Raw genomic sequence first — 23,302 nt, 5'->3', positions numbered from 1 at the left:
AGTTGCCAAACATTAATCAAGTCAAGGAGAATTTATTCTCAATTTTTATAATTGATAAAGTTTGTGATGCTTAAATAAAGAGGTTTTGACAACCAAATTAAAGCATATCTAAAGAGTTTTGAGTTAAAAGCAAAACTTCAGGTTTTCATTCAGAAGAAATGTACTAACTAATTTTCCAAAAAAAAATTAGTTAACCTATAATTATGACATATAATTAATTCGCAAGAGTTCTAATGTAAAAAACCTATACCTATGAGGGAGATGGGAGATGGGAGAGAAGAATAAATAAAAATAATCTCCTGAATACTGACTCGGAGAATACAGCTTTCTTTTGCCTTTGGCCTTTTTACTTGCTATAAAGTAGGTTTATTGAAAAAGTGGAGGGAATCATCATCCTATGGCGATAATGGCAAAATCATTTAGACAAAGACTGGCAGAGATTTTCGGGTTTGACCTGCGATCGCTGGCTTTATTTCGCATTGCCTTGGCGTTAGTGGTTTTAGTCGATTTATCGGTTCGTTTTAGCCAATTAACTGCCCATTACAGCGAATTAGGGGTTTTACCTCTAGGAAGCTTATCAAAAGTCTCTGCTAGTCCTTTTTACTGGTCTATTTTTGCTCTCAGTGACTCGGTGCTGGTGCAGAGTATCCTGTTTATTGTCGCTATAGCGATCGCATTATTGCTCTTAATTGGCTATCATACCCGTTTAGCCACGATCGCCACTTGGGCGCTAATCGTCTCTTTACATCATCGCAACCCCCTGTTACTATTTGCCGCCGATGACGTAATCCGGGCAGTATTATTCTGGGCGATGTTTTTACCCCTCGGTGCCTGTTATTCCGTGGAAAGTGCCTTAAACACCAATCCCAACCCCTTACCCAAGCGCGTAGTTTCGGCTGCCACGGTGGCTTTTATGATACAGGTGTGTTACATCTATATGTGGTCAGCGGCCTTTAAAACCAAAAGTGAGACTTGGTGGCCCGATGGTACGGCCGTTTATTACTCTCTCAGTTACGATCAATACGGTACTGCTTTTGCTGGTTTCTTACTATCTTTACCGCAACAATTACTAAAAATCCTGACCTTTTCAGCGTTAATCTTTGAATGGGTGGGTCCACTGCTTATTTTTATTCCCTTTCGCAATAGTTTCTTTAAAATAGTCGCTATTCTCTCGTTTATTCTTTTACATATCGGTTTTGCTCTCAGTTTTCATCTGGGAATTTTCCCGTTTTTGAGTGTCACCCATTGGTTGCCGATCATACCTAGTCTTGTCTGGGATTGGGGACAAAAACGGATGATAACCCCAGAAAGAGAAGGTTTAAGGATTAATTACGATCGAGATTGTGGATTTTGCAAAAAAGTTGTTCATCTTCTCCGCACTTTTCTCATTTTACCCGGCACTCCCCTGTTAGTCGCGCAAGATAACCCCTCAATATACGAGGATATGGTGGCCCAAAATTCTTGGGTAGTGGAAGATTGGCAGGGAAAACGCTGGTTTAAATGGTCAGCATTGGTTTATATTGTCAGTCTTTCGCCGATTTTCTGGTTTTTAGCCCCAATTTTGCGTTTACCGCCCCTCATGACCCTAGGAACGAGAATTTATGAGTGGATTGCCTCCCATCGTCGTTTTATGGGCAATTTCACTAAACCTCTCAAGTTTTGTCCCCTGACGATTAAATCCTCTTTACCCTTAAATATTTTGGTAATTTTCTTCTTATTGTTGACCAGTATCTGGAATTTACGCAGTTTTGTCCGGCAATCGGTCGATAGGGGTGATTTAAATACACCTTTAGTTCAATCCCTCGATCGCTTGCTCACCCGTCGTACTTTTAATACAATTGATATTCTCGCAAGAGTTACCCGTTTAGACCAATATTGGAGTATTTTTGCCCCTGGTCCGCCCCGGGATGATGCTTGGTTTCTGGCAGTCAGTCAATTAGTCGATGGTTCCACGGTAGATTTATTTAGAGAAGGACAGCCGGTAATTTGGGATAAACCCACGGATAGCGATCGCAATCGTTTGTATAAAACCATGCAGTGGCGACAATATTTTATTAATCTTAATCGAGCTATTGGTCGGTCAGTTTATGGAGAGTTTGGTCATTATCTCTGTCAAAACTGGAATCAGCAGCACAGTAGTGATCAACAGATTAAATCCCTGCAACTTTATATTATGCGGGAAAGGACTGTACCCCCCGGAGAAAAACAAGGAATCGAAAAAGAGCTACTCTGGCAGCAAAACTGTCTTTAATCAGTTATCAGTTATCAGTTATTAGTCAGATCAAAGTTATCTTGTAACTAAAATCTGATTGCCTCTTTTTCCCTTTCAAACTAACTACCGCTCAACTTTAAAAATCGCTGGAACCGCTCTGGAGACTAGCGAGGGATTTTTCAAAATTCATTCTCTGTTCAGCATTGCGGAGAAAGTAACCACTCATCATTGCCGAGGCCAATAACCGGCCCAGATGTTCGCGACTGGTACTGATAGTGACACCGAAATGTTCGGAAGGAAGGTTGCCCAAAAGTCCGATAATGTTGCGTTCCATCACTTGAAAAACCTCTTGGGATTCTGGTTTCGAGAGTTGGGCGATTGTTTCGGGACTTAAGGTCTGGACATACTGCCACAAACTCTCGGAAAATTCACTATCGGTACCGAATAAATTGTGAGGGCGATTGTTTTCTCTATACACCTTTGATCTCCTTAACTCAATTTTTTTATAAACTATCCTTTTGGTTCTTCCAATTTAACAGTTTTTTGAGATAGTGGCAGTCGGTAGAACCGAACCTGAAGGGGATGGTCATACCAAGCAAAAAACCCATCTCCAGCACAAATCAAAAACTTAACACTGATGATAACCGATCACTGTTCACTGATAACTTTTATTTACCCATACCTAAATGCTGGGCCTTTTGATAGACTTTACCCTCCGTCAGCAGCGAGGGGGCAATCACCACTTCCACCTGTTGCATTTCCTTTAAGTTCTTAGCACCTAAAGTCCCCATACTGGTTTTCAGCGCCCCTAGGAGGTTATGAGTACCATCATCTAATTTTGCCGGTCCTACGAGGATTTCGGCAATAGTTCCCGTACTGCCCACACTAATCCTGGTTCCCCGGGGTAGAACCGGACTAGGTGTGGCCATACCCCAGTGAAAACCGCGGCCGGGGGCCTCCACGGACCGGGCAATGGGAGAACCAATCATCACCGCATCGGCGCCACAGGCGATACATTTGCAGATATCACCGCCGGTAATAATGCCGCCATCGGCAATAACGGGGACGTATTTACCGGTTTCTCGGAAAAAATCGTCCCTAGCGGCGGCACAATCGGCCACAGCAGTGGCCTGGGGAACTCCCACCCCTAAAACGCCGCGAGAAGTACAGGCAGCCCCGGGCCCGATACCGACTAAAACCCCGGCTGCCCCAGTTTTCATCAGGTTAAGGGCGACTTCGTAGGTGACGCAGTTGCCCAAAACCACGGGAATGGGCATTTCTTGGCACAATTGTACTAAATCGAGGGGGGTGATAGCTTCTGGGGATAAATGGGCAGTGGAAACGACGGTTGCTTGGACAAAGAGAATATCGGCCGCTGCTTGGGCAACGATAGCACCGTATTTGACGGCACCGGCAGGGGTGAGGCTAACTGCCGCAATACCGCCTTTTTCTTGAATTTCTTGGATACGAAGCTCGATTAGTTCCGGTTTAATCGGTTCTGCGTAGAGTTCCTGCATTAAACCGACGAATTCTGCTTTGCCGACTGCGGTAATGCGATCAAGAATCGGGTTAGGATCCTCGTAACGGGTTTGAATACCTTCGAGGTTTAGTACCCCTAGCGCCCCCAACTCGGAGAGAAGGACGGCCATTTTAGTATCCACCACCCCATCCATAGCGCTGGCGATAATCGGGATTTCCCGCTCGATATTGCCGAGAGACCAACGGGTATCGGCTAAACTAGGATCGAGGGTTCGCACTCCGGGTACAAGTGCGATTTCATCGATACCGTAAGCTCTACGGGCTGTTTTGCCCCGACCAATAATTGTATCCACGTTTCTATACTATTTCAGACCTATTTAGCCTAGACTAGCAAATTTCGCACCATCTCGAAAAGCTTTTCGGTATTATGGCAAACTAGGCATCGGGAAAATAATCGCCACAGTCGATCGCTTGTTCGGTGTTGGCGCTCCTGGGTTGTACACTACATTTGAGGCGATAATCGTTGGTAAAGTAGCGGCAGTGGGAGCAAGGGATAGAGTGCATCCGTCGCGCAACTTGCCAACTATCGCGCACGGCACTGGTTAAAGACCAGCAAACTAGAGCAATAATGGCAGCGGCGATTGAAAAACGTAAAATAATCCAGATTTCCATGGCGAGCAACTAAAATTACCTGATGTGGATAGGAATCAACCGAGGCAATTGGCAGAGGGTTAGATAGGGTTTGCGGCAAAAAGTTTGTTGGTGGGGGCAGGGTGTGGGGTGTGGGGTGTGGGGTGTAGGGTTTTACCGATTTTGAGGTAGTCAGTTACCTAATTTTCAGGGAAAAAGTACCTGAATTTTACCCCCGATCACTCCAATGGTCAGCACTTTTTGAGGGAAAAAAGTCTAAAAGCCTTATCCAACAAGGTTTTTAGATTTATTCAGCCAACCCTACTGACATCCAGACTAACCGTTAGCAATCACCAGACTTTTAAGAACATTTTCGGTCATGGCCGCTATTTGATCCAATTGTTCCTGATGGCGTTTTGCCTGTTTTTTGGCTTCTACCTTGCGTTTCAGGGCTTCCCGGGCTAAATCATCGCGATTTCTGCTTAAAGCTTCGATCGCTACTCGATTCCATGTTTCTGCTTCTTGAATGGCTTTTTTGTACTGGGGGTGAATTTCATCCCAACTGACCTTAAGATTGCTTAAAGCCCCTTTTAATAGGGTTTGGGCATTGTTGGGGTCGGCTCCGATGAGGGATTTTTTCAGAGGTTCGTAGAGTCCCACCGCTTGTAAATGGGTAATAATCGGGATAAATTCTTCTATCTGTTGACTTTTGCTAATACCAGTCTTACACCAAGTGGCAAAATGTTCGCAGTTGTTAAAAAGAAGATTATATTTCTGCTCCCCCAGACGACTTAGCGCCCTTTCTACCACCACATCGGGGATAAAGGAAAATCCCACCTCTACATGGCGCACCACATAGATTTTACCGCCCCTAGCAAAGGTTTCTAGGGAAGTTCGTTCCACAATCTCGCTCGGTTTTCGGTAATGAATGACGCTACCATCACCGCAATCGATGCCATGATGAGCATAAACACCCTGAAGATTGAGCAATTCCCGATAGGCGTATATTTGATCCCCTTTAGCCATATTTTTTTAGTGATAAATTAAACAAGGAGATTATCTATTGAGTCAGTTTTTCCGGTTATTAATCTTATATTTTAGAGATTATGGATGCTTTTAGTCCCTTTCCCCCTGACTGGACAGAGAATGCCGTTCACGCCTACAATTTTTGTTGTCCTTACTGTGGGGCAAAAGCTAAAGAAGCTCAGTCCGTTTGGATCAATCGCCGCGCACCCGTTTTAGGAGAAGATTCCCGTCGTAAATGGCAGGAATTCTATCATTGTCAATGCGATCGAGTTTGGTGGGCCTGGAGTAGTGATCGACCTGCGGAAAATAAGTAATTATCAATCGAGAATCGAAAATATGGCCGATGTCTATGTTTCTTGGGATGAATACCATCGTCTGATCGAAAAATTAGCAGTAAAAATCGATCATTCTGGTTGGCAATTTGCTCAGATTGTCTGTTTAGCTAAGGGAGGATTGCGCGTCGGTGACATTCTCTGTCGTCTTTTTCGTCAACCCCTAGCCATTCTCTACGCTGCTTCCTACGGGGGGCAAAATCATCAAATTCGGGGAGAATTAACTATTTCCTCGAATTTAGCCATGATCGAAGCCCAATTAAAGAGTCCCTTGTTATTAGTGGATGATTTAGTCGATTCGGGAATCACTCTCCAAAAAACCTCGATTTTGTTACAGGAAAAATACGGGATTACCAATATCAAAACTGCGGTGATCTGGTACAAAGCGGCATCAAGAATCAAACCCGACTATTATGTGGAATATTACCCCGATAATCCTTGGATTCATCAACCCTTCGAGCGTTACGAGTTAATTACACCCAAAGACCTCCTAAGCTAAGACGTATTTAAACCGCTTATTCTGGTTCTTCGGTTTGTGTTATGCAATGGACGGGGGTTATAAGAGATGAAACCCTTATAGAAACAGACATTACCCCAACTTTTATCAATTGTTTTTTATCTAGAGCGAACTCATCAATTAAGTCTCTTGCCAGATAAGGATTTAGTCGATTTATGCCCCCCTATCGAACCATACCAAGTAACGAAGAAGCCTTATTCTTAGATTAGCCGAATCTCCCCCAATCCCTTTACTGTTGCCTCTTGCCTCTTAAATGCGCGGGCAGCTTAGTCAATGACTTAGTTAGTATTCTTGTATTATATTGGGGGGAAAACTCAGAAAAATTGCTAGAATATTAGCCTGATTAATTAATTTTCCCCTCGATCGAGTATGACTTTCTCCTCAGCCGCAGACTTTCAAGATGAATTTGATGTCATCGTCGTCGGGGCGGGCCATTCCGGCTGTGAAGCGGCCCTAGCTTGCGCCCGTCTCGGTTGTCGTACCCTTCTCCTCACTCTTAATCTCGATAAAATCGCTTGGCAACCCTGTAACCCCGCCGTCGGTGGTCCGGCTAAATCCCAATTAACCCACGAAGTGGACGCTTTAGGCGGCGAAATTGGCAAAATGGCCGACCGCACCTATCTGCAAAAACGGGTTCTTAATGCCTCTCGTGGACCGGCAGTCTGGGCCCTACGCGCCCAAACCGATAAACGGGAATACGCGGCGGTGATGAAAGGTATCGTCGAAACCCAAGCCAATCTGGTTATTCGGGAAGGCATGGCCACAGACCTGATTTTAGGGGCAAATGAGCAAGTTTTAGGAGTAGAAACCTATTTCGGCACTTGTTTCGCCGCTAAAGCCGTCATTTTAACCACTGGCACTTTTTTAGGCGGCAAAATCTGGATCGGCGGCAAGTCTATGGCCGCCGGACGCGCGGGCGAATTTGCGGCGGTGGGTTTAACAGAAACCCTAAATCGTCTCGGATTCGAGACTGGTCGCCTAAAAACTGGCACTCCTGCCCGTGTGGATAAGCGTTCAGTGGATTACTCGCGCATGGAACCGCAACCGCCTGATGACGAGGTACGTTGGTTTAGTTTTGATCCAGAGGTGTGGATCGAACGGGAACAAATGAACTGTCATCTCACCCGCACCACGGCGGCCACTCATCAATTAATCAGAGATAATTTACATTTATCCCCCATTTATGGCGGTTTTATTGACTCCAAAGGACCGCGTTATTGTCCTAGTATTGAGGATAAAATCGTCCGTTTTGCCGATAAAGAAAGTCATCAAATTTTTATTGAACCGGAAGGGCGCGATATTCCCGAACTTTATATCCAAGGCTTTTCAACGGGACTGCCGGAAAATGTTCAATTAGCAATGCTGCGGACTTTACCCGGTTTAGAAAACTGTGTAATGTTGCGGGCTGCCTATGCAGTGGAATACGATTATTTACCGGCAACTCAGTGTTATCCAACCCTGATGACGAAGAAGATTGAGGGGTTATTTTGTGCGGGACAAATTAACGGGACAACCGGTTATGAAGAAGCGGCAGCCCAGGGACTGGTGGCGGGGATTAATGCGGCCCGGTTTGCTTTAGGAAAAGAGTTAATTGTTTTTCCCCGGGAGGAAAGTTATCTAGGAACTTTGGTCGATGATTTGTGTACTAAGGATCTGCGGGAACCCTATCGAATGTTAACCAGTCGTTCCGAATATCGCTTAGTATTGCGATCGGATAATGCCGATCAAAGATTGACTCCTTTGGGACGAGAAATTGGCTTAATTGATGACCGGCGTTGGCAATTATTTCAAACTAAACAAGCTAATATTATCGCTGAAAAAGAACGCCTACACGAAACGAGAATTAAAGAACGGGATGAGGTGGCAATTGCCATCGTTAAGGATACGGAACAAAAAATTAAAGGTTCTCTCTCTTTAGCGGATTTACTGCGTCGTCCTAGCTTCCATTATCTCGATCTTGATCGCTATGGTTTAGGTAATCCTGATATAAATTTAGCCGAAAGAGAAGGGGTAGAAATTGAGATTAAATATTCTGGTTATTTAAAGCGACAACAAAATCAAATTGACCAAATTAGTCGCCACAGTAACCGTCATTTATCCCCCGATATTGACTACATGAAAATCGAAACTTTGTCAATGGAATCCCGGGAAAAATTAACAAAAATTAAACCCGCTACCATCGGCCAAGCCTCGCGAATTGGCGGAGTCAATCCCGCCGATATTAACGCTTTATTAGTGTATCTAGAAATGCGGCAGATGTCGGCAGTTAAAAGTTAGGAAATAATCCTGATTATCAGCGATCAAGAGTTCTTATCGGCTGCCTAATTAGCAGCCCCAATCAAAATAAATGACCGATTACTCCTGACAAAAGAAAAACCTTTACTTGTGACAAGGTCAAAGAATTTTGTGGACATCAAGAGTTGAGTCAGAAACTAGGAGCAGATTTTTATTTTGCCCCTCCTGATCATTCTTAGGAGAGGGGATTAAACGAGCATAATAATATTGCCAACGGACAGAAGGCGATCAAAAACCGACTAATTACCTTGGAAAACGGACAGAAGAATTTAGAGTTAGGGCAGTCGGAAATTAAAGGCGATATCTGAACCCTAGACGGAAAGATAGAGGGTTTAAGCTGCAAGCGGCTCGAGTTAAAGTTATGGCGAACGCGGCGGGGAAAACCACCGATCTCGCCGAAAAAGTCGGAGAATTGAAAAACCGGAAACAGATCGGGATAGTGGTGATCACCGCTTTGATCAGTTCGGTCTAGTCCTAGGTTTTAAAAGTTACCCAAAAAGACAGGCAATAATTATCCCCAAAATACTCTGGGGAGTAACCTAAATAACCAACCTTAAAAAAACTCTCTGCTAAACTTGAGTCAGTAGATGCACCCTGATGAAAAAGGAGAGTCAAAGAAAGCTCTCCTTTTTTTTTGTTGAGAAAGCAATCTGGGGGATTTAGCCGCGGTTAGCAGGTAGTTTCGCCTTGCGTGCCATGTCTTTGAAACCATTCAAACTTGGACCGGGGCGACGGCGAGACAGACTAGGAGTAATCAAGTATTTTGTCGCAAATTCCACCTCTTGCGGCTCTACTTTACCGTTAGTAGCGGCTACGGGTGCCGGTGCGCTCACAGGAGCGGCGGGAGTTTCTTTTACTTGCTTTTCTTTCTTGATAGAAGTTTTTTGGGCTTTTTTCTCGGCTACAGGGGCGGCAGCAGACTCCACAGTAGCGGCGGGCGCTTCCACAACAGGGGCGGCTGCTGCCGTGGTTGCTGTCGCTTTTTGTTCACCATCAGTTTCTTTTAGTTCTAGGTAAAAGTCAGATTTTTTGCCACCAAAGAGATTTTTTAACATCGGGGATCACTCCGAGAGTTGGGAAAATGTAAAAGACTAGGTATTTAAAAATTTATCATTGACCGGGATCAGGCAGCAAACAAGATTATTCTCTTGACAATTTCTCTGCTTCATCTATTTTTCTTTGGATAATCCCTAACAGAAAAAGTGTTTTAAAACAAGTTAAATTTACAAAAATTTACAAAAATCTAGAACGAGAAACCCCGACGCAACCAATGACAAAAACTGCTAGAGACGTTGCTGACAACGTCTCTAGATTATTTATTGGGGATTTGGTCGGATTTAGCTGGCTGCAGGTACACGGCTGCCGCTAACTCCGGGGACAGGACCACGACGAATGTTGGTTTCCGCTTCGATGGGAACGAATTCAATATGATTAAGGAGGGTAGTAACGAAAGCAAAGAGTAAAAAAGGCAAAGAGAGGACGACGACTAACCCCACGGTAGCGAGGGCGAAAATTTGTCTAGTGCTACTCCAAAGAGCTAGAGTGGAAGCGAGAGTAAGAAAAATAACGATTAACCAAACGATTATTTGTCCGTAAATATCTCCAAAGGTGAGAGTGCAAACCATGCGATAGTTACGAAAATCCTTATCCATAACAGTAAACCCGTAGATAGTCAGTTATTATCTCAGGGTAAGTCTAGAATCGTCACCTTGGTCAATATTTAAAGGTTTTTATAAACACTTGTTGATAAATCTTTACAATTACGCCCCGAGCGGGTAGCCAAATCTAGAAGTAAGAGCGGTATTGTTTGGTTGCTCTCCTAAGAATTGATAAGAATTGATAAGAATTGCTAAGAATTAGCAAAAAACTTGCCAAAATTTTGGCGAACGCTCTTTACAATTAAGTTAGAAAGGCAAGGAGGAGCAAGCCTAATGAAAACTTTTGTTGAGCGTTATCGGTCTTGGTTTAATTGGACAACCCTAGCCATGGTTGTTCTTGGTTTCTGGTTAAGTGCCAGTTTCGTCATAGATTTAATCATTATCCCCAGCTTATCCGTAGCTGGCATGATGACACAAAATGGCTTTGCCAGTGCCGGTTACTTGCTATTTGGCATTTTTAACCATCTGGAATTAGTTTGTGCGGCGATTGTGCTGTGTAGCTTTGTTGTCTTCCACCGCTATCATACCTTAATCCATCTCCCCGAACATCGATCGCTTCTATTCGCCGGTGTTCTCTTAGTAATCACCCTAATTTACACCTATTTTCTCACTCCCAATCTGAGCGCTATGGGTTTACTGGCCCCCGTTACCGCGTCGGGAATGTCGGGAGAAATGATGTCTTTGCAGATTGGTTATTGGTTTCTAGAAGTGGTTAAAGGTTTGATAGCTTTTACCCTGTTGCGCTGGTGTTGGCGAGATGCCTTTAAGTTGGCTTAGTTTTTGATGACAAGCGGGGTTCAACCCGCTTTTTTTAGTTCTAGCAATATAATCCGCCTATTTGATTCGTGAACGGAGACCCAGCACAACCGGCGAAGCCAGAAATAGAGGTGGTAAGGGACTTGCGCTTTGATAATGTACCTTTTGGGCGAACGCAGTTCGCTCCTACATTGTGGAGAAAATCCGTTACTGTAGGGGCGCAAAGCTTGCGCCCTCCGCTCGATTGGGATATTATTCTCACGCAAGTCCCTAAATTTTTTACACTTCATTTAGGCAGACTGGGGCCAAAAAGAATCAAGGAAATTTTTCAACCATAGTTGCAGTAAGGACGATAGAAGGAGGTGAATTGACAATTGCAGACACCAGTAAAGGAAAGATGGTTCTTCTCGTTTCTGTAGGGAGAATTTTCTTTCCAGAAAGATAGTCTTCAAAGCCTTGCCTAGCAAGACTCACACCAATGATAAGCAATGATTATCATACAGAGACCGCAACTTTGATAATTTGCTATCTAAGAATAAATCAGTTACAATTCTTGCAAATTAATTTCGTCTGTGAGGAAAGCTGGAAGTGTTATTAAAAAAAGCCAAAAGAAACAGCCAGATGAGACAGATATTTTCTGGAGGAATTTTCATCACATCCTGTTTGGGGACGGCCATACTTTGTGATGGGGTGAAGGCCCTTCCTTCCCCCTTAGACATTGACGCTGCTTCTATTCGGGTATCCCAGGAAAAAATTATCATTAATTCCCCCGTAGAATTAGAGAGGACAGAAAGAGTTCTGACAACCAATTCCTTCTCGACAACAGAGGGATTAGCCGATAGTAATCTGCCCTTATCCTTAGAAAATAAACTAGAGAAATCTTCCCTCGATACTCTAGCAACAGAAAAGACCGGGACAATTTCAACCCTAGAAGAATGGAAGGCGAATCTAGGGACAATGCAAGCGAGTCAGCTTTTACCAGCAGGAGATAATAACTCTCCAGAAGTCGAAAAATGGCAAGCGCAAGCATCCACCCCCGTTGATACCAATGTTTCTCCCGAATTGCAGCGTTTACGTCAAGAGTTTCTGATTGAGGAACCGAAAACCCTTTCTGCGAAACTGGCGGAATTTGTGGTTGCCCCTAGTGGCAGTATCTCTACTCCCATCGGTTTTGGAGCGAATTTTGGGCAGATTTTCGGTGGTTTCGCTTTCCAGTCGAGAACCCGTTTTACCAATCAAGCAGATGGTGGGTTAGCCCTAGGGGTCGGTTTAGGAGAACCCCAGAAAATTGTCGGTTTGGATGTAACTATGGCGATTTTGAGCCTTTTTGGTGATAATGCCGGACGGGGTAGTTTTAGCTTTAAAATTCACCGTTCTCTGCCAGAAGGTTTTGCTGTCGCCCTAGGATTTGAAAATGCTATTAACTGGGGTGGGACAGATGCCGGTAGCAGTATCTACGGGGTGGTGAGCAAATTTTTTCAGTTCACAGAAACAACGAAAGAACCCTTTAGTCAATTGACGCTCTCTTTGGGTGTTGGTGGTGGTCGTTTTCGCTCGGAAGGAGCCATCGAAGATGGGGTAAATTCCCTCGGTGTCTTTGCTAGTGCGGGTTTAAGAATTGTTGAACCGGTCTCGGCCATTGTCGAATGGTCGGGTCAAGATTTAAACGCAGGTATTTCCCTGATTCCCTTCCCGAAAGTCCCCTTGACGGTTAACCTTGCCGGTGCTGATTTAACGGGCAATGCTGGGGACGGCGCTCGCTTCGTCATGAGTATCGGCTACAATTACTTTTTCCCCCGTTAGTCGGTTTTTAGATTGTCTAATTTAGCTTTTTGAATGAGGATTAAGACCATGTTGATGAAATGGTTGACTAATTGGCAAGTTTCCCTAGTGGCGGCGGTTTTGCTGACCAATTCCCTAGTCTCTCCCGTTATGGCGCAAACCGGCAACCAATCCGATGCCACTGGGGCAATTCTTTCCACCGGTGATTTTGCCGGTCAAACTTTCCCCAGCACCAGGACGGTAACGGGATTTCAGGGGGGAGAACCGGCTCAAATCGCTGTTAATCAGGCGGCTGCTTCTCTGAATACTCTGTTAGCTGATAATAATTTAACCTCCCCCACGGGTACCCCGATTCCCGCAGCCGTTCAGCAATCGCTACTGAGCATCTTAACAACGGATGCACAGGCGGGTAATAATATCAATGCTGTCACCGCCGCTCTTTACTCAGCCCCCGGCGCACCGCCATTAAATGTTATTCAAGACTTATTGGCCAGCTTAGAGAAACTGACCAAAGATAAGAAGGTAGTTCCAGCTAAATTGCTGGCGGCGGTGCGGGCCTATAATGCGATGATTTTAGCCAGTAACGAAGAGTTTCTCCGCAATCCCCCCGCAGAACTACGAGCAATTCAAGCATTCTTAGCTAAATTGGTGCAACCCACTATTAGCTAACCGCATTTTCCCTACTGACTTGAAAGAGGGTGTGGGGTGTCGGGTGTGGGGTGTAGGGAAGGAAACCTCTTTCATCTGTGGGGGTGAAAATTTTTTCATCGGGACTGACTTCACCATAGTCTCCTTGGATTAGAGGGCTGTGGTGAAGGCTCCACGGTGGGCGCGGTGGTTGGCTGTGAGGGGGTTAGAGAAGGGGTATTTCCTCCCCCTAAAGATTCTTGGAGCTTGTCGCGCAGTTTTTTGGCGGTATCGGAGTTAGGATTAATTTTGAGAGCTTGTTCGTAGGCGGCCAGCGCCTCTTGGGAGCGTTTCCAGTAGGTCAAGACCAGACCTTTACCGTACCAAGCTTGATAGAGTTGAGCATCGAGTTGCAAGGCTTTTTCATAGGCGGCATAGGCGAGGGCTAATTGTCCTAACCGCCACATTTTATTGCCTTGATTAAGCCAGTTTAGGGGATTAGTATCGTTATTATTGGGAACTTCAAAAGCCTTGTATAATTCATCACCAATTTCTTGCAAAGATAAGGCATTGGGGGGCGAATTTTCGACATTTATCTGCCCTTGAATGCCAGACTGGGGTGCTAATTTCAAAAAAGTAGTGATGGGAATAGCGAGACTAAAGCCAATTGGCACGGGAACCTTTTCGATTTTTTCGGCTTCATTTTGTCCGTGAACCGCGATGACTCGTCCATTTATATCTAACACTGGACCGCCACTCATGCCCCCATAGGTGACACTGGTATAAACTATCTCATACCCCAACTCTGGGGGAAATATTTTCAGCAAGGATGTAATGTATTTGGGCAGCACTTTCCCCACATTGAACAATCGTTTCCGCTTGCCGATAAATTTCGGGTCGGGCCATCCAGAAGCAAAAATAAATTGTTCGTCAGCTACTTGATAGTTACCCAAGGTCGCCAATTGATAATTTTGGTCGCTCTGAAACTGCACGAGAGCTAGATCTACTCCGGGTAATTTTTTGATGCTATTGTAATCGAGCGGATATTTCTTACCATCCCAGGTAATAATTTTAAGTTGATCGTAATAGAACTTGCAGGCATCTCTAGCATCTTTACAGATCACATGACTAGCAGTAAGAACAGTATAAACCCTTCCTTCTTTGGCAATAATTGATCCAGAGCCATTAGAAGTAATTTTCCCATTTGCCCCCTCTTCTTCTGAGGGGATTAAAACGGTAATCTTTTCAGCAATTTTTTCTATCTGCTCAGTTGTTGATGCCTTAGCAATCTGAGGAGAAACCACAAACACCGCTATACTAACTAGGGCGGCGGAAATTTTCAAGAAATTGTTGCTCATTCTGGTTTAAAAATACAGTTGAGTGGAATTTACCAGAGTGGTGTGGGAGCGGGATTCTTTTCTCTTGGGGTTGACGAGGATGGAGAAGGAAAATCTTCCGAGAAAGTGGGTTCTCTATGGGTGGGAAGCGATGGGGGTGACACTGCGGGCCGTTGCCGACTGGAAGCAGATGGAGAAGATGACCCCGATTTTAAAAAAGTCCTGATAGGAATCGCCCAACTTAATCGACTCATTTGTTCCCACAGTGCCGGTGAAGTCACTGTTCCATCAGCAAAAACGTAGGATTTACCCCAGAGGGGATAAGCATGAATGCCGTTAATACCAATAACTTTACCTTGCCGATTCAGCAGCGGTCCGCCACTCATGCCATTTTTAATCTTATTGGTGTAGCCGATTTGGTAGCCCCCCGAAAAGGATTTATCACTCAAAAGCGACACTTTACCCAGGGTGAAGGTAAATCCTTGTTCTGTCGGGCGATCGCCATCGAAGGGAAAGCCAGCGGCGAAGACTTCATCTCCGATAGCGAGATCATCGACATTAGCCAAATCAGCAATAGAATAAACTTGGCTACTGCGAAAAGAAACTAAGCCTAAATCATAATCATTCAAGCGAACTGTTCTGACCAACTCACCCCGATGTATCTTGCCGTCAGGGGTTTGTATTTGCCAACCCCGATAGCGATACCGCCCTAAAACATGGTCATTCGTGAGGACTTTGTAGGAAGCACCCTGCTTTTCAACTAAAATGCCCGAACCCCAGCCTTGCCCTGATAACACCTTAACAGTAATTGCTCTGGCTAACTGACGCAGCTGTTGTTCTGAAAGTTGCTGAGAGCTATGGGCATTGGCCTGGTTAGGTTCCAGAGCAGGAGCATAGCTTTGGACAGCAAGCAAAGGTGTGGACAGTCCCAATAATAAACTGCCCGCACCAGCCAAAATTCTTTTTATAGGCCGACTCACTTGATTACTATGCTCCTATCTATAGAACTAGAAAAGTTTACCAAACAGAACCGCCTGATGGTTTTTGGGGGGGTTGTTCGGGAGAAGTCTCCGGCAGTGGAGAGGGGGACGAACCGGTGGCAGGATTTGTTTCCACGGGAGCATTTTCTAGGAATTTATTGAAATAGACAATGACAGAATCCGATGAGCTTTCAAACAAAGGATCGGTTCCGGAACCCTCCCGGAGGTCGAATAGCTGTTGGATTTTCTGGGTTGCGTCTTCCCCTCTCTTGAGGGTAAATAATAGGTTACTGCTATTTGCCCGTTCTCGTCCATGACTAGGGGAATAGATGACCGGCAGACCATTGAGATAGCCAGTGGTAATAATATCAATTCCTCTAGGTCGAGCGTCAAGGGTATTGAATCGTTTAGTTACTTCTAGACACCGTTGCTGGGGAGTGTAACCGGAACCGCTAGAATAACGAGAAACCCAACGAATCACAGGTTTGCGTTCATTAGAGCCGACTTTGACATAGGTTGTGGGAACTCCCACATGGGGGCCTGTCACTGGTAAAAGACACTCGAATCTGGTTTGAGCTTGGCTCGGTGATTGTAAGGTCAAGGCAGGTCCTACACCAATCAGAGCAATAGTCAGAGTTTTTGTCAAAGTTTGTAATTTCATTGTCCTTATTCTAATCCTGCAAAGGGACTCTACTATACACTTCAAAGGTAGCTATTATCTCTCCGCAAAACCAACAAAAGCAAGGCTTTTGCAACAATTCTTATTTTTTGGGATTACCCTTTCTTCAAACTCCTTTAAGAGAGCAATCAGATGAGTTCGTTTACCCCAAAGCAGACCAAACTTCTAACTTACTGACCACGCGACGAATCACCTCATCGGTAAACTCAATCATGGTCATTTGGCCCCCTAAATCGGGGGTTTTTTTGCCCTCGTGAATAGTTTCAAAGACACTTTCATAAATTGCCCGAGAAGCTTTACGCGCCTCGCTAGTTTCGATATAACCTAACAAAGCTGCCGAGGCTAAAATCATCGCCATGGGATTAGCGATATTTTTGCCCTCTAAAGCGGGGGCCGTGCCGTGGGGAGCTTCTGCCATAATAGTTTTAACCGCTAGGGTCTCCTCATCAAATCCCAAAACCAAACTTTCGGCCCCGGCAATACTGCCATAGAGTTGCAAGACAAAATCGGATAATAAATCGCCATCGCGATTAAGTGCCGGAATCACCAAAGCTTCGCCGTCGGTTTGTAAAAGTAGGGCAAAAGTTGCATCAATTAACAGGGGTTGATAACGCACTTCCGGATGTCTTTGGGCCGCCGCGTCTAATTCCTCTTTAAACATCCCTTCGTAGGTGGCACTAACGGTGAATTTTGGGCCGCCAAATACCCGCGCCCCGGTTTTTTTGGCCTGTTGAAAGGTAAACTCGGCCACAGCGCGACTGGTAGCCCTAGAAATGCGCGAGGTGCGATAGGCAATTTCATCGCCGGTGGCAGTGGTTTCTCGCCATTCTTTGGCCCCGTAGGCATCATCAACGGCCATGCGGACAATGGCAATGGGAGAATAAACGCCCCCAATCGGACGAATGCCGGGGATACGGCGACCGATGCGGAGAATTACCTGAGAATTCATTGCTTCTCTTAAAATAGCGTTGGGACTGCCCACATCTCCTTTAATTTCTGGGGTAATGGTGGCAGCTTTGAGAGCTAATCCGGTTTTTAGAGTCGCTTCGGCGGCCTCATGAACCACTTGATTGTTACTCTGGCGACGCTGGGCTAAACTAAGATCAAAATCGGCAAAGTTAAGCGGTTGACGAATTATCGAGGGTTGCAATACTCTCAGGGCTTCTAGTAATAGTTCTTCTCCAGTTTGGTCGCCGTGCATGACCACAATGGTGGGGATATTTTCTGTCATAGTTTTTGAGTTTTAATAAAAATTTTCAAGTATATGTTAATGCTGAATTGGCTGGTTAATCGGCTAAAAAAGATACTTTTTACCTTAATTAATTCTGTAATTTTATCAATCTTGCAGAAAAAGATATATAACAGCAAATCTGGTTATTAAAAACTGATTATTTATTCTCCCTTTTGCCTTTTGCCCCCCTTGATAAGGGGGGTTTGATCCCCCCTGCCCCCCTTGATAAGGGGGGTGCCGATAGGCGGGGGGATCTACCCTTAATAAGGGGGGTATCTGAAAGTTTTTGACACCTAGCCACTTAGAAGAAAATATATAATTAATATTATGCCCGATCGCTAATTTAATTAGCAATCGGGCGGTGGTGAGAATTAATTAACCCAAGATTTAGAAAGCTTGTTCAACTTCGGCAATTTCGGGAATCACTTCCCGGAGACGACGTTCGATGCCCATTTTTAGGGTCATGGTGGAACTGGGACAGGAACCGCAAGCGCCTTGAAGACGCAGTTTGACGACTGGCCCGTCGATTTCGACTAATTCCACGTTACCACCATCCGCCATCAGGTAGGGGCGCATTTCATCTAAAACTTGTTCGACGTTATTGGGAGTCAGTGTTAAAGACATAATCAGCTTCTGGTCAGAGATTTATTACAGTGTAAGTAAGTGGTTTCAATTAAATTGAAGATAGATTTTGTCTTTGATCCCCCCTGCCCCCCTTGATAAGGGGGGTGCCGATAGGCGGGGGGATCCGACAATTTTTAATACCCACCTACTTAGTTACTTCAATCCTAACGCTTTTTGGGCGGGAATAACCCTTAAGCTTCTAAAAGCTGTAGATTGATAAAAGTAAATTCTGTGGTGGATTTTTCGCCACCGACATCGATTGCGTTAATCACTTGACAGGAGGGTAAATAATAATTACCGATTTTTTCGTAGGTTTCCTTAAAGTCACGTTTTCCCTTTAATTCATCGGTTTTAGCATTGCGGAAAATGGCATTATAGCGAATAGAAATATAACCTTCTCCCGTATCGAGACTTTCCTCGGTATTAATAGTAAAAGCCATCGGTCCCATGACTCGACTGACTTGACAGATTTCCTGACCGCGGACCTTATAATTAGACCCCATCGCATCGCCGGTGACCAGAATTTCTACCGCACCGGTGGGATCATCTTGCCCGAAATTAAACTGGTTTTTGCCGTGGGAGGCATCAAAATTGCCTCTTTTACGGTGAGTAACGATGTCGCGCATTTGATTATAAATACTTTCTTGCACTTTCTCGTCATCAATGCCCGTTACTTCCACACTATAATCGGCATTAACTTGAATTTTGCCCGTATGGACTTCCTCCCCTTGGGTGAGGATAATATCGGCAGTGTAACCGGGAAATCCTTCATCCCAAGTGTAACGGTTTTCGTAGGCGGAGCGGAAAATATCTCGGGCGTTCGTCGTGGCTACAGTCATAATCGCTTTACTTGTGTTGATAACTCCATTTATATCATTGTCGCTGATTTTTTCGCCTCTGGCCGAGATTTCTAGCTGATCAAAAATCGGGCTAAAATAGAAAAAACTCCCCCTCAGTGACCAAGGCGATGGCAGACGAAACGGCGAAAATCAAGCTTTATCGGAAAACCTATCAACTTCCCCAACTAAATCGCCCCGATTTATTGGTTTTGCAGGATCAGATTCAAGAAAGACAGCAACTGATTAAAACTGGAAAACGGGTCCGCAATACATGGCTAGGATTGAGGAAAAAAGAAGAACCCCTCAATTTCGAGGAAACTTTTCAAGAATTAGAAAGATTAGTCGGGGATTATAACCAGTTAATCAGATTTCTCACCGACCATAAGGATGAATACCGGCGGTTTTTCCTGTCACTGACCGAGGAAATCAAGGAGGCAGTGGGGGTTAAATGCCAGAAATTGGCAGAAACAGAGCGAAAACGCCAATCTTTGGAGAATAGCATCGGCTCGGCTGAACTGCGAGATACTCTGAGACTACAGAAACAGCAGATTTTCCGCACTGTGATTCTTGTTGGTCGCGCCAGCTTGCTCATGCTCAAGAAAATCGACCTAATCAGCGAAAGTATCCAGAAATTAGCTGAAGATCAGGATACACAAAAACAGGTTTTCTCGAAAATGATCGGCGAGTTGAACGGGTACAAACAAGTGTATCAGTTGCAGCTAGAGTTAGATAGTCTGGAAAAAGAAGCGATCGAAATGGCCAAAGTAGCCATTAATCTAGAACAATACCTAAAACCAATTATCGGACAGTTTCAAGGCTTAATCGATCGAGTAGTGACCATTGACGGGGAACTTTCCCGCAGTGTCAGCGAAGTGGAATCCCTCGTCCAAAACATTCTCAGTTCCGAATCGGCGGGATCTTTCCGCAAAAACGAGAATCTATCGGCTAGTTTGCTCAATTTCCTCGTCACCAGCGAAGAAAAGCGCGGCCGTTTAGCGATCGCATTAGAGCGAGCCGAGCAGGAAGGATGGCAATGGACAGACGTGGAAATCCCCGACGAGGAAATCGAACTGGAAACCGCCATTCAACGCATCAACAACCATGTAATCGAGAGAGTTGGGAATTTTAGCACCTCCGTCGTCGGTGACTCTCCTATTCCTCCCCCTCCTCAACAAAAGACACCCCCAAGCAATAAAACTCCATTTACCGAAAACCTACCCAATCGAGTCACACTGGAGATGGTGAGCTTACCAGCAGGTCAATTTCTCATGGGATCTCCTGACAGTGATTCTGATGCTTCGGATTCTGAAAAGCCTCCACACCAAGTTAAAGTCAACAGTTTTGCGATTGGGAAATATCCGGTGACTCAGGCACAATATCAAGCAGTAATGGGAAAAAATCCCTCTTATTTTAAAAACAATCCCCAAAATCCGGTAGAACAGGTTAGTTGGGAGGACGCTCAAGCCTTTTGTCAGAAATTGAGTCAAATAACTGGCAAAACCTATCGCCTCCCCACAGAAGCGGAATGGGAATATGCCTGTCGTGCGGGGACCACTACTCGCTATTATTTCGGTGATGATGCCAATCAGTTAGGAGATTACGCTTGGTATGACGGAAATTCTCAGGATAAAACTCATCCTGTGGGCCAGAAAAAGCCCAATGCTTGGGGACTGTATGACATGAGTGGCAATGTTTGGGAGTGGTGCGAAGACAATTGGCACGATAACTCTAAGAATGCGCCAAAGGATGGTAGTGCTTGGCTAATAAAGGATAATTATTCTCAAATACTGCGGGGCGGTTCTTGGTTCCTCAATCCAGATTACTGCCGTTCCGCTTACCGCAAGTACGACTACCGCCGCGACGACCTCAGCAACTGCTTCGGTTTTCGGGTGGTGTGCGGTGCTGGGAGGACTCTGTTTCCCTTTTTACCCTTTTTACCCTTTTTCTCTTTTTCCCTTTTTCCCGCCTAGCGGCGGGTCGATTTTTTTTTGAGAAAATTGAGGTAGCATGAGTAGAAAACGGGTTTCTCGGAGAAACCGGTTTTCTGTGGGTTACTCAAGGGATTTAGGATAATTTGTAGGTTGAGTTAAGGTTCGTAGTTGCGCTTTAGCGCTTCATGTTGTCCGCACTACAGTAACGGCAAATTTGGCTTCAGCGTCCAGAAAGAAATCTATGAGAGTCTCCGTGACACGAGAGAATATAATAGTGAAGTGTGGAAAAATTTCGGCGATCACATCGGCTGGAAAAAAGGAGAAAATTGCTTGTCTTACTCTGACCTAATCTTTAACAAGAATGCTCCCAAAGCTCATTTCCTTATTTGTATTTTTCACATTTTTTCAAAAAAATGGTAGATAAACAACTGAAAACTGTTATCTGGATTGGAGCATCAAAAAAGGAGCTATTAGAATTTCCTGAAGAGGTTATTGATGAAGTTGGCTATATTCTTTATCGTGTTCAGAACAATCAGAATCATCCTAACATCAAAGCCTTAAAGGGCTTTAATGGTGTTTTTGAAATAGTCAGCGATTATCAAACCGATACCTATAGAACAGTTTATGCCATCAAACTAAGCAATGCTATTTTTATTCTCCATGCCTTTCAGAAAAAATCAAAATCGGGGATTAAAACACCAAAACAAAATGTTAATCTAATCAAAGAACGCCTGAAAAAAGCACAGGAGATCGCAAAAGAGCAACAATAAATACCAAAAAGGAGATAAATGATTATGACAGAATATACTATTAGTTCGGGAAACATTTTTGAAGACTTAGGCTTTGCTAATGCAGAAGAAAAACTCGCTAAAGTCAAGCTGGCTTCAGTGATTTACGATCTGATTACTGAACAAGAATTAAGCGAGCAGGAGGTCAGTCAAATTTTGGGGATTGACGAGGCTAAAATTTCTAACTTAAAAAATGGCAGATTGCAAAAATTTTCTCTTGAGCAGATGTTTGACTTTCTAGTAGCATTAGGTCAGAAGATAGAAATCTTAGTAACTCCCCAAGCCTTAGCAAACTCTAGTTTAAGTATCCAGGTCATGTATCGAAATCAATCCTAATCTAAGCGCGATCGCCGATCTCGTAAGATGCGTTAATGTTAATGTAACGCACCTCAACTAACCTATTTTAGCTAATCCTTGTAGTAAAAAGAAACAGGACACTGGACTTAACCCTTAACCTTACAAAAGTCATCATGAATATTCAACTTAGTAACCCCGTTGATCGTTCCCTATCGCCTCTAGAAACCGCAGCTTTGGCTGATACGGGAGCCTTGCATCTCTGCATTCCTGCACATATTCAAATTCAGTTAAAATTAACTGAAATCGATCGCAAAGAGGTAATTTTAGCCGATGGTTCCCGTCAACTGGTTCCCTACGTTGGGCCGATCGAAACTCGTTTCAAAAACCGCGTCGGTTTCGTCGGTGCTTTGGTGATGGGGGATCAAGTATTGCTTGGTGCTATCCCAATGGAAGATTTAGACTTAATCGTTATTCCCGCAACCCGGACTATTGATATTAACCCCAATAGTCCTAATGTAGCCACCTCGATGGCTAAATAGATAGGCCCCAGAAATTATATTAATTTATCAAAGTTCCGAGAATAATTTACTGTTGATTGATAGCGATCGAGATTGGGAAACCATTATTAAAATGCGATCGCTTTGAACTTTTCCTATTCCCTTTGAGTTGCTTGTCTAACCTGTTCGATCTCTAATTCTAAAGCTTGCGCTAAGTAGGTAGGCGTTAAAAATTATCAGATGCCCCCCTCTGTCCTTTAGTCACATCTTTCTTAACATTTTAAACCTTTGTAGCACAAGGCTTTCAAGACTCGGTTAACAATTTGTAATATTCCTTGTTGACACCCTTACTGACAAAGAAAAAACTGAAATCAAGTCAGGACAAGAGTTGGAGTGCTTACTGAAAAAATTGTTAAGAAAGATCCCTATAAGGGATAGCTTATTAAGGGGGATCCCCCCTATCCATTAGTCAGATCTTTCTTAACAAAAAGAGAAGAAACTTAAAAAAAGGGGAAACGATTGATAGGTATAGTTTTGAAAGAAGGAATTAAGGTGGAGGTAAGCAAAAAAATGGAGAAATGGGCAGCCCAAGAATTACAGTATGCAGACCTAGGGGACACCAGAAGAAAGAAAAGGTTAATCAGTATCGTAGAAAACTTGGCCAGCCAACCTAGTACAAGTGTGCCACAAGCTTCGGGAAATCTAGCCGCAGCGAGTGCCACCTACGACTTTTGGAATTCCCCCTATTTTCACCCCTCAGATATAATTGCCGCCCAAGCCAAAAG

General features: G+C 44.3%; 25 protein-coding genes and 2 pseudogenes. 15 read left to right on the top strand and 12 right to left on the bottom strand.

Annotated elements, in window-relative coordinates:
- Positions 1-397: 397 nt before the first annotated feature.
- Positions 398-2,251: a DCC1-like thiol-disulfide oxidoreductase family protein gene (locus H6G40_RS12860; protein WP_081330784.1), complete on the top strand. Its 1,854-nt coding sequence runs from the start codon at positions 398-400 to the stop codon at positions 2,249-2,251.
- 97 nt (positions 2,252-2,348) lie between these two features.
- On the opposite strand, the gene H6G40_RS12855 is transcribed toward H6G40_RS12860, so the two are convergent.
- The 4 genes from H6G40_RS12855 to H6G40_RS12840 form a co-directional block, all read right to left on the bottom strand.
- Positions 2,349-2,690, bottom strand: a complete 342-nt coding sequence (locus H6G40_RS12855; RefSeq protein ID WP_002735288.1) for a DUF760 domain-containing protein — start codon at positions 2,688-2,690, stop codon at positions 2,349-2,351.
- Between the two features lie 190 nt (positions 2,691-2,880).
- Positions 2,881-4,044 carry a GuaB3 family IMP dehydrogenase-related protein gene (locus H6G40_RS12850; RefSeq protein WP_002736752.1) on the bottom strand — a complete coding sequence of 388 codons (1,164 nt, stop codon included), beginning with the start codon at positions 4,042-4,044 and terminating at the stop codon, positions 2,881-2,883.
- Between the two features lie 82 nt (positions 4,045-4,126).
- Positions 4,127-4,363 (bottom strand): hypothetical protein, encoded by a 237-nt coding sequence (locus H6G40_RS12845; RefSeq protein WP_016514875.1) that lies wholly within the window; start codon positions 4,361-4,363, stop codon positions 4,127-4,129.
- A gap of 294 nt (positions 4,364-4,657) precedes the next feature.
- Positions 4,658-5,347, bottom strand: coding sequence for a lecithin retinol acyltransferase family protein (locus H6G40_RS12840; RefSeq protein ID WP_002753095.1), 690 nt, complete (start codon positions 5,345-5,347; stop codon positions 4,658-4,660).
- Between the two features lie 80 nt (positions 5,348-5,427).
- Between H6G40_RS12840 and H6G40_RS12835 the strand changes: the two genes are divergently transcribed.
- From H6G40_RS12835 to H6G40_RS12820, 5 genes and pseudogenes are all read left to right on the top strand, one after another.
- Positions 5,428-5,661 (top strand): hypothetical protein, encoded by a 234-nt coding sequence (locus tag H6G40_RS12835; protein ID WP_002735880.1) that lies wholly within the window; start codon positions 5,428-5,430, stop codon positions 5,659-5,661.
- 22 nt (positions 5,662-5,683) lie between these two features.
- Positions 5,684-6,178 (top strand): phosphoribosyltransferase, encoded by a 495-nt coding sequence (locus H6G40_RS12830; protein ID WP_002737722.1) that lies wholly within the window; start codon positions 5,684-5,686, stop codon positions 6,176-6,178.
- Between the two features lie 41 nt (positions 6,179-6,219).
- Positions 6,220-6,400, top strand: a pseudogene (locus H6G40_RS23965) (hypothetical protein).
- 165 nt (positions 6,401-6,565) lie between these two features.
- Positions 6,566-8,473, top strand: a complete 1,908-nt coding sequence (gene mnmG / locus H6G40_RS12825) for a tRNA uridine-5-carboxymethylaminomethyl(34) synthesis enzyme MnmG (RefSeq protein WP_002737113.1) — start codon at positions 6,566-6,568, stop codon at positions 8,471-8,473.
- Positions 8,474-8,550: 77 nt separating this feature from the next.
- Positions 8,551-8,667 (top strand): annotated as a pseudogene (locus H6G40_RS12820) (IS30 family transposase); the annotation flags it as partial.
- 483 nt (positions 8,668-9,150) lie between these two features.
- Here H6G40_RS12820 and H6G40_RS12810 read toward each other — a convergent pair.
- Entirely contained in the window at positions 9,151-9,546 is a 396-nt protein-coding gene (locus H6G40_RS12810; RefSeq protein WP_002736424.1) for a hypothetical protein, read from the bottom strand.
- Positions 9,547-9,828: 282 nt separating this feature from the next.
- Positions 9,829-10,143, bottom strand: coding sequence for a hypothetical protein (locus tag H6G40_RS12805; RefSeq protein WP_002735918.1), 315 nt, complete (start codon positions 10,141-10,143; stop codon positions 9,829-9,831).
- Between the two features lie 279 nt (positions 10,144-10,422).
- On the opposite strand from H6G40_RS12805, the gene H6G40_RS12800 reads away from it, so the two are divergent.
- The 3 genes from H6G40_RS12800 to H6G40_RS12790 all read left to right on the top strand — a co-directional run bounded on the left by H6G40_RS12800 (position 10,423) and on the right by H6G40_RS12790 (position 13,356).
- Positions 10,423-10,926 (top strand): hypothetical protein, encoded by a 504-nt coding sequence (locus tag H6G40_RS12800; protein WP_002735260.1) that lies wholly within the window; start codon positions 10,423-10,425, stop codon positions 10,924-10,926.
- 567 nt (positions 10,927-11,493) lie between these two features.
- Positions 11,494-12,708, top strand: coding sequence for a hypothetical protein (locus H6G40_RS12795; protein WP_190537765.1), 1,215 nt, complete (start codon positions 11,494-11,496; stop codon positions 12,706-12,708).
- Positions 12,709-12,756: 48 nt separating this feature from the next.
- Positions 12,757-13,356 (top strand): hypothetical protein, encoded by a 600-nt coding sequence (locus H6G40_RS12790; RefSeq protein WP_069473785.1) that lies wholly within the window; start codon positions 12,757-12,759, stop codon positions 13,354-13,356.
- 110 nt (positions 13,357-13,466) lie between these two features.
- Here H6G40_RS12790 and H6G40_RS12785 read toward each other — a convergent pair whose 3' ends face one another.
- From H6G40_RS12785 to H6G40_RS12760, 6 genes are all read right to left on the bottom strand, one after another.
- A complete protein-coding gene (locus H6G40_RS12785; protein ID WP_069473786.1) occupies positions 13,467-14,672 on the bottom strand; it encodes a tetratricopeptide repeat-containing S1 family peptidase in 1,206 nt (401 codons plus the stop codon).
- A 29-nt stretch (positions 14,673-14,701) separates the two neighbouring features.
- Entirely contained in the window at positions 14,702-15,631 is a 930-nt protein-coding gene (locus H6G40_RS12780; RefSeq protein WP_069473787.1) for a S1 family peptidase, read from the bottom strand.
- A 37-nt stretch (positions 15,632-15,668) separates the two neighbouring features.
- A complete protein-coding gene (locus H6G40_RS12775) occupies positions 15,669-16,292 on the bottom strand; it encodes a COP23 domain-containing protein (protein WP_069473788.1) in 624 nt (207 codons plus the stop codon).
- 160 nt (positions 16,293-16,452) lie between these two features.
- Positions 16,453-17,541: an isocitrate/isopropylmalate family dehydrogenase gene (locus H6G40_RS12770; RefSeq protein ID WP_069473789.1), complete on the bottom strand. Its 1,089-nt coding sequence runs from the start codon at positions 17,539-17,541 to the stop codon at positions 16,453-16,455.
- 387 nt (positions 17,542-17,928) lie between these two features.
- The gene (locus H6G40_RS12765; protein WP_002735229.1) at positions 17,929-18,165 is read right to left on the bottom strand and encodes a NifU family protein; all 237 of its coding nucleotides are present in this window, start codon (positions 18,163-18,165) and stop codon (positions 17,929-17,931) included.
- Positions 18,166-18,356: 191 nt separating this feature from the next.
- Complete coding sequence (locus tag H6G40_RS12760) at positions 18,357-19,004, bottom strand: DUF3386 domain-containing protein (protein WP_002736639.1); 648 nt, start codon at positions 19,002-19,004, stop codon at positions 18,357-18,359.
- Between the two features lie 128 nt (positions 19,005-19,132).
- On the opposite strand from H6G40_RS12760, the gene H6G40_RS12755 reads away from it, so the two are divergent.
- From H6G40_RS12755 to H6G40_RS12730, 6 genes are all read left to right on the top strand, one after another.
- A complete protein-coding gene (locus H6G40_RS12755; protein ID WP_069473791.1) occupies positions 19,133-20,974 on the top strand; it encodes a formylglycine-generating enzyme family protein in 1,842 nt (613 codons plus the stop codon).
- Positions 20,975-21,103: 129 nt separating this feature from the next.
- Positions 21,104-21,355 (top strand): GUN4 domain-containing protein, encoded by a 252-nt coding sequence (locus H6G40_RS12750; protein WP_081330785.1) that lies wholly within the window; start codon positions 21,104-21,106, stop codon positions 21,353-21,355.
- Positions 21,349-21,705 (top strand): type II toxin-antitoxin system RelE/ParE family toxin, encoded by a 357-nt coding sequence (locus H6G40_RS12745; RefSeq protein ID WP_002738001.1) that lies wholly within the window; start codon positions 21,349-21,351, stop codon positions 21,703-21,705. The genes H6G40_RS12750 and H6G40_RS12745 overlap by 7 nt, the downstream gene beginning before the upstream one ends.
- Positions 21,706-21,729: 24 nt before the next feature.
- Entirely contained in the window at positions 21,730-22,059 is a 330-nt protein-coding gene (locus tag H6G40_RS12740; RefSeq protein WP_002737427.1) for a helix-turn-helix domain-containing protein, read from the top strand.
- Positions 22,060-22,193: 134 nt separating this feature from the next.
- Entirely contained in the window at positions 22,194-22,559 is a 366-nt protein-coding gene (locus H6G40_RS12735) for a pepsin/retropepsin-like aspartic protease family protein (protein ID WP_002737379.1), read from the top strand.
- Positions 22,560-23,087: 528 nt separating this feature from the next.
- The coding region (locus tag H6G40_RS12730) for an IS4/Tn5 family transposase DNA-binding protein (protein WP_190537532.1) at positions 23,088-23,302 on the top strand (215 nt) is incomplete at its 3' end.

The sequence above is a fragment of the Microcystis viridis FACHB-1342 genome (assembly GCF_014698335.1).
Taxonomy (GTDB): domain Bacteria; phylum Cyanobacteriota; class Cyanobacteriia; order Cyanobacteriales; family Microcystaceae; genus Microcystis; species Microcystis ichthyoblabe_A.
This window is presented reverse-complemented; position numbering and strand designations above follow the sequence as displayed.

What these genes read in the sequence shown, in the direction of transcription:
- H6G40_RS12860 (WP_081330784.1), top strand. Translation starts at nt 398, where the DNA reads ATGGCGATAATGGCAAAATCATTTAGACAAAGACTGGCAGAGATTTTC.
- H6G40_RS12845 (WP_016514875.1), bottom strand. Translation starts at nt 4,363, where the DNA reads ATGGAAATCTGGATTATTTTACGTTTTTCAATCGCCGCTGCCATTATT.
- H6G40_RS12840 (WP_002753095.1), bottom strand. Translation starts at nt 5,347, where the DNA reads ATGGCTAAAGGGGATCAAATATACGCCTATCGGGAATTGCTCAATCTT.
- H6G40_RS12835 (WP_002735880.1), top strand. Translation starts at nt 5,428, where the DNA reads ATGGATGCTTTTAGTCCCTTTCCCCCTGACTGGACAGAGAATGCCGTT.
- H6G40_RS12830 (WP_002737722.1), top strand. Translation starts at nt 5,684, where the DNA reads ATGGCCGATGTCTATGTTTCTTGGGATGAATACCATCGTCTGATCGAA.
- mnmG (WP_002737113.1), top strand. Translation starts at nt 6,566, where the DNA reads ATGACTTTCTCCTCAGCCGCAGACTTTCAAGATGAATTTGATGTCATC.
- H6G40_RS12810 (WP_002736424.1), bottom strand. Translation starts at nt 9,546, where the DNA reads ATGTTAAAAAATCTCTTTGGTGGCAAAAAATCTGACTTTTACCTAGAA.
- H6G40_RS12805 (WP_002735918.1), bottom strand. Translation starts at nt 10,143, where the DNA reads ATGGATAAGGATTTTCGTAACTATCGCATGGTTTGCACTCTCACCTTT.
- H6G40_RS12800 (WP_002735260.1), top strand. Translation starts at nt 10,423, where the DNA reads ATGAAAACTTTTGTTGAGCGTTATCGGTCTTGGTTTAATTGGACAACC.
- H6G40_RS12790 (WP_069473785.1), top strand. Translation starts at nt 12,757, where the DNA reads ATGTTGATGAAATGGTTGACTAATTGGCAAGTTTCCCTAGTGGCGGCG.
- H6G40_RS12785 (WP_069473786.1), bottom strand. Translation starts at nt 14,672, where the DNA reads ATGAGCAACAATTTCTTGAAAATTTCCGCCGCCCTAGTTAGTATAGCG.
- H6G40_RS12775 (WP_069473788.1), bottom strand. Translation starts at nt 16,292, where the DNA reads ATGAAATTACAAACTTTGACAAAAACTCTGACTATTGCTCTGATTGGT.
- H6G40_RS12770 (WP_069473789.1), bottom strand. Translation starts at nt 17,541, where the DNA reads ATGACAGAAAATATCCCCACCATTGTGGTCATGCACGGCGACCAAACT.
- H6G40_RS12765 (WP_002735229.1), bottom strand. Translation starts at nt 18,165, where the DNA reads ATGTCTTTAACACTGACTCCCAATAACGTCGAACAAGTTTTAGATGAA.
- H6G40_RS12760 (WP_002736639.1), bottom strand. Translation starts at nt 19,004, where the DNA reads ATGACTGTAGCCACGACGAACGCCCGAGATATTTTCCGCTCCGCCTAC.
- H6G40_RS12755 (WP_069473791.1), top strand. Translation starts at nt 19,133, where the DNA reads ATGGCAGACGAAACGGCGAAAATCAAGCTTTATCGGAAAACCTATCAA.
- H6G40_RS12745 (WP_002738001.1), top strand. Translation starts at nt 21,349, where the DNA reads ATGGTAGATAAACAACTGAAAACTGTTATCTGGATTGGAGCATCAAAA.
- H6G40_RS12740 (WP_002737427.1), top strand. Translation starts at nt 21,730, where the DNA reads ATGACAGAATATACTATTAGTTCGGGAAACATTTTTGAAGACTTAGGC.
- H6G40_RS12735 (WP_002737379.1), top strand. Translation starts at nt 22,194, where the DNA reads ATGAATATTCAACTTAGTAACCCCGTTGATCGTTCCCTATCGCCTCTA.